4 protein-coding genes are annotated in these 8,468 nt (G+C 56.6%); 1 reads left to right on the top strand and 3 read right to left on the bottom strand.

The annotated features are described in order from the left end of the window. Positions 1–130 precede the first annotated feature (130 nt). The 3 genes from GX466_04375 to recG all read right to left on the bottom strand — a co-directional run bounded on the left by GX466_04375 (position 131) and on the right by recG (position 6,676). The gene (locus GX466_04375) at positions 131–1,138 is read right to left on the bottom strand and encodes a radical SAM protein (protein ID NLH93438.1); all 1,008 of its coding nucleotides are present in this window, start codon (positions 1,136–1,138) and stop codon (positions 131–133) included. Between the two features lie 81 nt (positions 1,139–1,219). Further along, on the bottom strand, positions 1,220–4,498 hold the full coding sequence (locus GX466_04370) for a S8 family serine peptidase (protein NLH93437.1): 3,279 nt from the start codon (positions 4,496–4,498) through the stop codon (positions 1,220–1,222). An 84-nt stretch (positions 4,499–4,582) separates the two neighbouring features. Then, positions 4,583–6,676: an ATP-dependent DNA helicase RecG gene (gene recG, locus GX466_04365; GenBank protein ID NLH93436.1), complete on the bottom strand. Its 2,094-nt coding sequence runs from the start codon at positions 6,674–6,676 to the stop codon at positions 4,583–4,585. Positions 6,677–6,914: 238 nt separating this feature from the next. Between recG and GX466_04360 the strand changes: the two genes are divergently transcribed. Further along, positions 6,915–8,435 (top strand): Do family serine endopeptidase, encoded by a 1,521-nt coding sequence (locus tag GX466_04360; protein NLH93435.1) that lies wholly within the window; start codon positions 6,915–6,917, stop codon positions 8,433–8,435. Positions 8,436–8,468 lie beyond the last annotated feature (33 nt).

Below are 8,468 nucleotides of genomic sequence, written 5' to 3'. Positions count from 1 at the left end.
TGGCGTCCAGCGAACACAGTGAGCATGGACGGCAGGAAATATTGGAATAATCATTCATTGCTGTTATCGATGCTCGTTCCTCGCTCTACGCCAGCCTGTCAGGGAAGCGGGCTGGTCTGGTAAATGCTGTTTAGCTATAGTTGCAGCCTTTGCAGCCTTCCAGGATGTCTCCACGTCTGTCGCGGTGGGCCTGGCGCATGGCTTTGAACTCCGGGCCGTTCCAGATGTCCAGCAGGGAATCCTGGCAGATGTGGCCGAGGAATTGCTGTTTGGTGGGATCGATGGCGCAGCCTTTGGCGGGGCAGATGGGAACGCGTCCGTCTGGCCTCACTTCAAGGTCCTTGAAGGGAAGGGTGCAAACCGGAGCCGTATTCTGGTCGTAAACCGGGGAATAGAAGACGTCGGTGTCGTAATTGGAATCCGGGTGCTTGAGCAGAAGCTGGGGCAGCACGGTATCCGCGTAGCGTCTCCAGAAGAGGGTTTCAGAGCTTTCCAGGTGCCGGGTTGAGGGCCTCAGCATCAGGCGGGCTTTGATGAGGGTTTTGCTCTTCAGTCTGTCCCTCAGGGCCCGCATGTGGCGCAGGTTGCGGATGAGGCGCAGGTAGCTGGCGTTTTTGCGGGAAGCTTCATAGATCCTGGCACCGCCCGCGTCGATGGATATTTCGATCAGGTTCACCCCGGAAAGCAGGATTTCGTCTATGTGGTGGGGGTCCTGCCACTGGCCGTTGGTGATAACGGAGAGGTATTTGGTGAGGGGGGCCAGCTTGGTGAGCATTTCCGCGCATTTGGGATGCAGCATGGGTTCGCCGCCACCGATGCGCACACGGTTGATCTTGGCGGCGCGGAGATTTTCCAGAAGGCAGCCGAACACCTCGTCGCTCATCATGGTGCGGGGGTGGGGGAAAAGCGGATTGTTGCAGTACACGCAGGCAAGGTCGCAGGCGTCGGTGAAATCCACCGAGAGCAGGGGCGGTTTGGGCGGATCGGACAGGCGGAGCGGGTATTTGAGTCCGATCAGCTCGCGCAGGGGCACACCCTGCTTCAGCACATGGCCGTTCAGGCGCAGATAATAGCCCCAGTGGGCGGCAATCCAGGAAAGGTCTTGAAATTTATTTGATCCGTATTGTTTGGTGGGCATGTTTCCTCGCGGGGTGTTTATTGAGGAAACACCGGAAACCTGGTCCGGTCTCCGGTGTTTCAGATCATGTTTGAATCGGGATTATTTCATCAACACCATTTTACGAGTGGAGCTGAAAGCGCCGGAGCGCATGCGGTAGAAATAGACTCCGCTGCTCACGGCGTCGCCGGAGGCGTCAGTGCCGTTCCAGGCCGCGGAATGGTTCCCGGCAGGAAGGTTGGCATCCACGAGGGTGGAAACCAACTGGCCTTTCTGGTTGTAGATTTCCAGGGTCACGGGGCCGGACTCGGCCAGTTCGAAACAGATCACGGTGCTGGGGTTGAAGGGATTGGGGAAATTGCCGTGGAGCCTGGTATTGAGTTCGGGAATGGAGTTGTCCGCCACTGGAGTGGTTTGGTAGCTGTTCCCGGCGCGGTTGTATGTTCCCAGATAGCAGTGCCAGGGGATGCTTTGGGCGGGGCGCTTTACGTCTATCACATAGAAGGAGGCGTCGTTCGGGATCACGATGTCCAGGTCTCCGTCCAGATCGATGTCGCCAAGGGCGGCGGAGGTCTTCACGTTGCCGTTGATGCGGAGGGGGAAGTTTGGAGATTCGGTTCCGTCGATCCTCACGCTGTGCACGTAGCCGTTGGTGTCGCCGAAGATGATGCCGGCCATGTTGTCACCGTCAAAATAAGCAACCGTGGGCGTGCATTCCACAGCCTGGCCAACGTTGATGGGGGTTCCGGGCAAGTCAGCTCCGGCGGTGGTGAGCACGTTCACCACGCCAGCGGCGCCGATCACGATGATTTCTTTGTTGCCGTCGTTGTTCACGTCTGCAACCACGGCTCCGGTCTTGATCTGGCCTCCCACGCTTTTCTGGAAGTGAACCGTCCCATCATGGTTGTAAGCCAGAATGTGGCCCGAAGTGCTGGTGGTAACAATGATTTCGGGGTGGTTGTCAGAATCGAGGTTGGCGATGGTGATGGGATTTTGTGAACCGCTTGGCATGGTCACGGGGAAACCGGCGATGTTCTGTCCGGTGGCGCTGTTGATGGCATGGAGAGTGCCGTTCAGGGTGGCCACGAGGATTTCGTGGATGCCGTCACCGTTGAGGTCGGCCACGGCCGGTGTGCCCAGGCAGGCACCGCCAAGGCTGACGGGGAAATTGGGATAGGGGCTGCCGTCGGCGTTGAGCACCACCAGGCTGCCGGTCTGAGTCACCGCTATCACCTTGCTTTGGCCATTGTTAGCCAGGTCGGCCATCACGGGCCCATTGCGCAGGGTTCCGCCAGCGGGGACGGTCCAGATGGTGTTTCCAGTGGGGCCGAACAGCATGATGTTGTTGTTTTGGAAGCCGGCGGCAAAGTCTTTTACGCCGTTGTTGTCAACGTCACCCATGGCAATGGAGCCGATTACGGCGCTGCCTACATTTATGGGGAATCCGGCAACAGAGCTTCCGTCTGCCTTGACGGCATGGATTTTCCCGGAGGGATCGCCGAAAATGACCTCTCTGTCAGGATTGGAATCGAGGTTGTAAAGGATGGCGCTGGAGTTTGAAGCTCCACCCAAAGCAACCGGCCAGCCGGATTGGACGAGGGAAAGGTCCACCTGGAAAGGAATGGTTTTGGTATAGGGGAAAGGCGCTGTAGGATTGGCGGTAACCACCAGCTCAAAGGGGATGGGTTCCGAGGGCAGGCCGGCGACGGTCTGGAATTTGAAGGGCTGGCTGTTGTTCCACATCGTGCTGCCGGGGGTCAGGTTTCCGTAGCTGGCGGTGTCGTCTATGATTGTGATGCCGGGATAGGAGGTGATGAGGGTGGCGTTGAGGCCGGTGGCAGTCATCCAGGCCAGTCCGGTGAAAGGATCCAGATAGTTGTTCAGGGAAACTTTCAGCTTTATGGTTTCACCGGGGTTGGGAACTCCGTCCCCGTCCCCTTCGAATTCCTCCACAGTGGTGTCATCGACGGTGATGTTGGGAATTTTGTCGAACATGGTGGCGGTGAAAGCGTTGATGCGTCCCGCACCAAGCTTGCCAACATAGTCCGGGTTGGCTTCGTAAATGTAATCTGAGGTCATCATCACGCGCTGCATAAGCTGCGCGGGAGTGAGTTCCGGATGCAGGGCTTTCACCAGCGCGCAAACACCGGCCGCGACAGGCGAAGCCATTGATGTGCCGTCATAGGCATCGTAGCCGTTTCCGGCAATGATGGTGGAAAGGATGCCTTCGCCGGGGGCGCAGATGTCGATGGGGGCGCCGAAGTCGGAAAAGTTCGATTTAATGTCGTTCTGGCCGGTGGAAGCCACGCAGAGGGCGTTGGTGCAGTCGGCGGGGTAATCCTGGTAAGAGGAGTTGTGCTCCGTATTGTCGTTTCCGGCGGCGGTAACCACCAGGGCGCCGAGGGCGGTGGCGTAATTAACTATGGAATTCGGATAAGCTCCGTTGCCCGGGCTGCCCCAACTGGCGTTGATGATGTGGGCGCCAACTTCGGCGGAGTATTTGATCTGGTCATAGGCATAGGAGATTCCCTGTGAGGGAGAGGTGTTGGAAGCGCCTTTGCAGGAAATGATTGAAACGATTGGCGATGTGCCCACCAGGCCGATGGAGTTGTTGCCCACAGCCCCGGCGCAACCGGCCACGTGGGTGCCGTGGTCGTTGGAAATATAGGTCTGCATGGGGTTGTTGTCATTATTGAAAAAGTCCCAGCCTATCAGATCGTCGATCTTGTTTCCGCCTTCGCCCGCGTCGGCCCCATCGCCTCCGGAGATGGTGCCGGCATCCCAGTTAATGGTCATGCCAGGAGATTCGGCCGGATTTACCCAGATGTTGCCCCGGAGGTCCGGATGGTTCCATTTAACGCCAGAATCGGTGATGGCGACCTTTACGTCGAAAGAGCCCTGGATGTAATCCCAGGCATCGAAACTCTGAATGCGGGTGTGGACGTATTGCTGGGTTACCATAGGGTCGTTGGGCACAAACTTGGTGCGCGCGATGCCTTCCAGCTCGGCGTAGATGAGGTTTTTGTCCTTGGACAGGGCGTCCACGGCAGCGTCGATGCGGTCATCCGATTCCAGGATCAGGCGATAGGTGTTTTGCAGGTAGATTCCGTTGTCGTTCCAAGTGGGAACTTTCACATAGGGATGCATCTGCTGCAATTCCACAATTCCGTACTCTGCGGCCAGTTCGTCGAAGGAACTCAGCCCTGTACGAGCACGGCCATTTTGCAGAGACCAGTCTATCTTGCCGGTGTCGTTGCCCACCGCGTCTTTTGTGAAGCAGACGATCACAGACCGGGAATAAAAGTAATCTGGGTCGAATTTTACCGCGAACATCGCGCTAACGGCGATGGTCAGCAAAGTCAGGAGGATCAGCTTTTTCATTGGCACCTCGGGTCAGTTTTTGTTTTTTTCCTTAAAATCCAAGGGGGGTTATTTAGTCAATACAATAATCCGGATGAGTGGACATCAGTAGAGGATAAGCATTTCTTTATCAGCAAATTGGAGAGTATAGAATTTTTTGATCAGGGCGTTTTTTTTCTGCTCTAGGAACGGGTCTTCCGCGATGATGGAAAAAGCGTCCTCGCGGGCTTCCTTGAGCACCAGCTGGTCCGCCATCAAATTTGCGAAAGTGAACTGGGGCAGGCCGCTTTGCTCGGTTCCGAAGAACTCTCCGGGTCCGCGCAGATGCAGGTCCTTCTCCGCGATGAGGAAGCCATCAGTGGTTTTGGCCATGGTGTCCAGGCGCTCGCGCGCTACGCTGCTGAGGGGAAAATGCTCGATCAGGTAACACCAGGCCTGCTGTCCTCCGCGCCCCACCCGGCCACGCAACTGGTGAAGCTGGGCCAGGCCGAAGCGTTCAGCGTGTTCCACGATCATCACAGAGGCGTTGGGTATGTCCAGCCCCACCTCGATGACCGTGGTGGAAACCAGAATCCGGATCTCGCCGGCTTTGAAGCGCAGCATGATGGTGTCCTTCTCCCTGGAGGGCATTTTGCCGTGCAGCAGCACACAGCTATATTGGGGGAAGATATTGGTGGAAAGGTGATTGTGCATCCTCTGGGCGTCGAGGAGGTCCATTTTGTCGGATTCCTCGATGAGGGGGCAGACAACATAGACCTGGCTGCCGGCGGCCAGTTCCTTTGCCACTTCGCGGTAAACGAGGTCTATCTTTTGGTTAGAGCGGACCAGGGTTTTCACGGGAATCCTGTCAGGTGGCAGTTCGTTGATGATGCTCACTTCAAGATCGCCATACACGGTGAGGGAGAGGGATCTGGGGATTGGTGTGGCGCTGAGGTAGAGCAGGTCCGGATGCTTGTCTTTCCTGGCCAGGGTGGCACGCTGCTGCACACCGAAGCGGTGCTGTTCGTCCACAGCCACAAAGCCCAGTTTCTCGAAGGAAATATCACTCTGCAAGAGGGCGTGGGTGCCTATAATGAGGTTGGCTTCACCTGTGGAAATCGCGTTTTTGGTTTGGGCTTTGCCTTTGTAGGAACCGCCCTTGAGCAGCACCACATTCAGGGGAAAATCTTTCAGCAGACGGGTGATGTTGCCATAATGCTGGTCCGCCAGAATCTCTGTGGGCGCCATCAGAGCGGCCTGTAAACCGTTTTCCACCGCCAGCAGCATCGCGAAGAGGGTCACGATCGTTTTTCCGGAACCCACGTCGCCCTGCAGCAGCCTCGACATCTGCCTGTCGGAACACATATCTCCAAAGATTTCGTTTATCACGCGTTTCTGGGCCTGGGTGAGCTTGAACGGCAGTTCGCGGTAGAGCCTGGAAGTAAGCTCCCGCCTGTTTTCGAAGCGGATGCCCTTAACATCTTGGGCGTGAAAGCGCTTGTGGCGCGCCCAGAGCAACTGGGAATAGAAGAATTCCTCATAGACAAAGCGTTTGCGCACCTTGTCCAGTTCCTCCGGGTGCAGGGAGAAATGCATCTTCTGAAGCGCGACCTTGCGGGGCAGGAAACCGCGTTTGGCGATCAGCTCTTCCGGAAGGTTTTCCTCGATCTGGGAAGTGAAAAGCTCGAAAGCGCTGTAAACTATCCGGCGCAGGAACTTCTGGGTAAGGTCGCCGCTGAGCCTGTAAACCGGCAGAAACTCGCGCTTCTTCCAGAAATCCAGCTCTTCGCTGTCGTCCACGAATTCAACTTCAGGATGCATTAGCTGCAATTGGCCATTATATTCGGTTAAGTTTCCGGCAACCCAGAGCATGGCGCCCGGCTTGAACAGCCCCGGAAAACTTTTGGGATAGCTGAACCAGGAACAGACGATGGCGGCGCGGCCGTCGCTGATGCCCACTTCGAGCAGGTTTTTTCCCTTGCGGGTCCTGCGTTCGTCCACCCAACTTATCATCGCCGTAAGAGCAATGTTGTCGCCGGGCTTGAGCTCCCGCAGAGAGGGATTCAGCTTGCGGGCGATATAAGCCCGGGGGAAATGCTCCATCAGGTCCAAGACTGTATTGATGCCCAGTTTGGCCAGTTGGCGCGAGCGGACCTCGCCCACCCCCTTGATGAATTTCACCGGGGTGCGTGTATCCTTTACGAATTCAGCTTTTTCCATGTGAGGGCCATTCTCCCCGAGGGCAAAATGTTGTCAATATCCGCGTCGGGGATTTCGCCTTTCCAAAAAACAGGCTGGCTTGGGAGTCGGAGGGCACCGTGGCAATTTTTTCCTTGACCGCGGCGTAGGGGTCGATTATTATGTTCGGGAACAGCACTTGAAGCGCTATGTGATTGGTTTTTTATTTTTACACCCCAATATGCCCGGGAACCGTTGGTTTCCGGTTTCAGGAGAAAAGATGAAAGTATTCAAACGTATATTCACCCTGTTGGCGGTCTTGAGCTTGATGTCTTGCGCCGTGGCCCAGACCAAAGACCTTCGTTCAGACGATGTGCCCCGGTTCCGCCAGACTGCCGGCAGCAGCGCCACTGTTTGGGGCAGTGAGCCCAATCCAGTGGTCGAGGTGGTTCGCCAGGTGCGCCAATCCGTGGTGCAGATCAAGGTCGAATCCAAGGTCACCGTCCAGAATTTCAGAAACCCCTTCTTCGACGACGATTTCTTCCGCTACTTCTTTCCCCAGCAGCCCAAGGAGACGCAACGCCCCGTAACCTCGATGGGCAGCGGCTTCGTGTATGAATACAATCCCCAAACCCGCGAAGCCTTCATCATGACGAACAACCACGTGGTGGAGAAAGGCAAGGAAGGCACCATCACCGTCACCCTGGCCGACAAGGTCAATTACACCGCCACGGTGGTGGGACTGGACCCTAACACCGATGTGGCCGTGATCAAGATCACCGTCAAGGAAGGGGAAAAGATCACCATTGCCCCGCTGGGCGACTCTGCCAACCTGGAAATCGGCTCCTGGGCCATCGCCATCGGAAATCCCTTTGGCGACGTGGGCCTGGACCGCACCGTAACCCTCGGCGTGATCTCAGCCATCGGCAGAAGCAACCTCAATTTCGGCAGCAATTCCCCCATTTATCAGGACTACATCCAAACCGACGCCGCCATCAACCCCGGCAACAGCGGCGGCCCCCTTTTGAACATACACGGGGAGGTGATAGGCATCAACTCCGCCATCACCAGCACCTCCGGCGGCAACATCGGCATCGGCTTCGCGATTCCGGTGAACCTGGCCAAACGAGTGGTGGAAGACCTTGTTGCCAACGGCAAGGTGACCCGCGCCTACATCGGCATCGCGCCCCAGGAAATCACCGCTGACTTGATGGAAGCCCTCAACCTGCCTGAGGTTTCAGGAGTTCTGGTGGCCAAGGTTGAAATAGATTCACCTGCCCACAAGGCCGGCCTCTCCGTTGGCGACGTGATTTTGGAATTCAACGGTGAAAAGGTGCCCAACGTTTCCAAGTTCCGCATCGCGGTGGCCACTTCCAAGGTGGGAACCAAGGTTCCGGTGAAAATCATCCGCGAGGATAAGGTCAAAACCCTCTACATCCAGCTCGACAACTTCCCCGAGGACACCGTGGCCGAGACTGAAGAAGCAGCAGCCCCGGACAGCGGAGCAGGCATCAGCGTGGAAGCCACCGACAGCGCCTATGCCCAGCGCAACAACATCAAGGCGAGCAAAGGCGTGATCGTGAGCGCCATCGAATCCAATTCCCCGGCTTCCAAGGCAGGGATCCAGGTTGGCTTCGTGGTCCTCAAGGTGGGAAATACCGAGGTGAACAGCCCGGAAGAATACAGCGCCGCCATCAACGCCGCCATCGATAAAATGCGGAAGGACGAACGCAACACAATCATCCTCTACGTGCAGGACCGCAACAAGACAGAGCAATTTGTGGTGCTTAGATTCAACTGAGCCATAAACTCCAATAGGTTATCAGAACCCCGT

Source organism: Candidatus Cloacimonadota bacterium (genome assembly GCA_012516855.1).
Classification (GTDB): domain Bacteria; phylum Cloacimonadota; class Cloacimonadia; order Cloacimonadales; family Cloacimonadaceae; genus Syntrophosphaera.
The sequence above is the reverse complement of the archived record's forward strand: the minus strand, read 5'-3'. Positions and strand labels throughout refer to the sequence as shown.

What these genes read in the sequence shown, in the direction of transcription:
- recG (NLH93436.1), bottom strand. Translation starts at nt 6,676, where the DNA reads ATGGAAAAAGCTGAATTCGTAAAGGATACACGCACCCCGGTGAAATTC.
- GX466_04370 (NLH93437.1), bottom strand. Translation starts at nt 4,498, where the DNA reads ATGAAAAAGCTGATCCTCCTGACTTTGCTGACCATCGCCGTTAGCGCG.
- GX466_04375 (NLH93438.1), bottom strand. Translation starts at nt 1,138, where the DNA reads ATGCCCACCAAACAATACGGATCAAATAAATTTCAAGACCTTTCCTGG.
- GX466_04360 (NLH93435.1), top strand. Translation starts at nt 6,915, where the DNA reads ATGAAAGTATTCAAACGTATATTCACCCTGTTGGCGGTCTTGAGCTTG.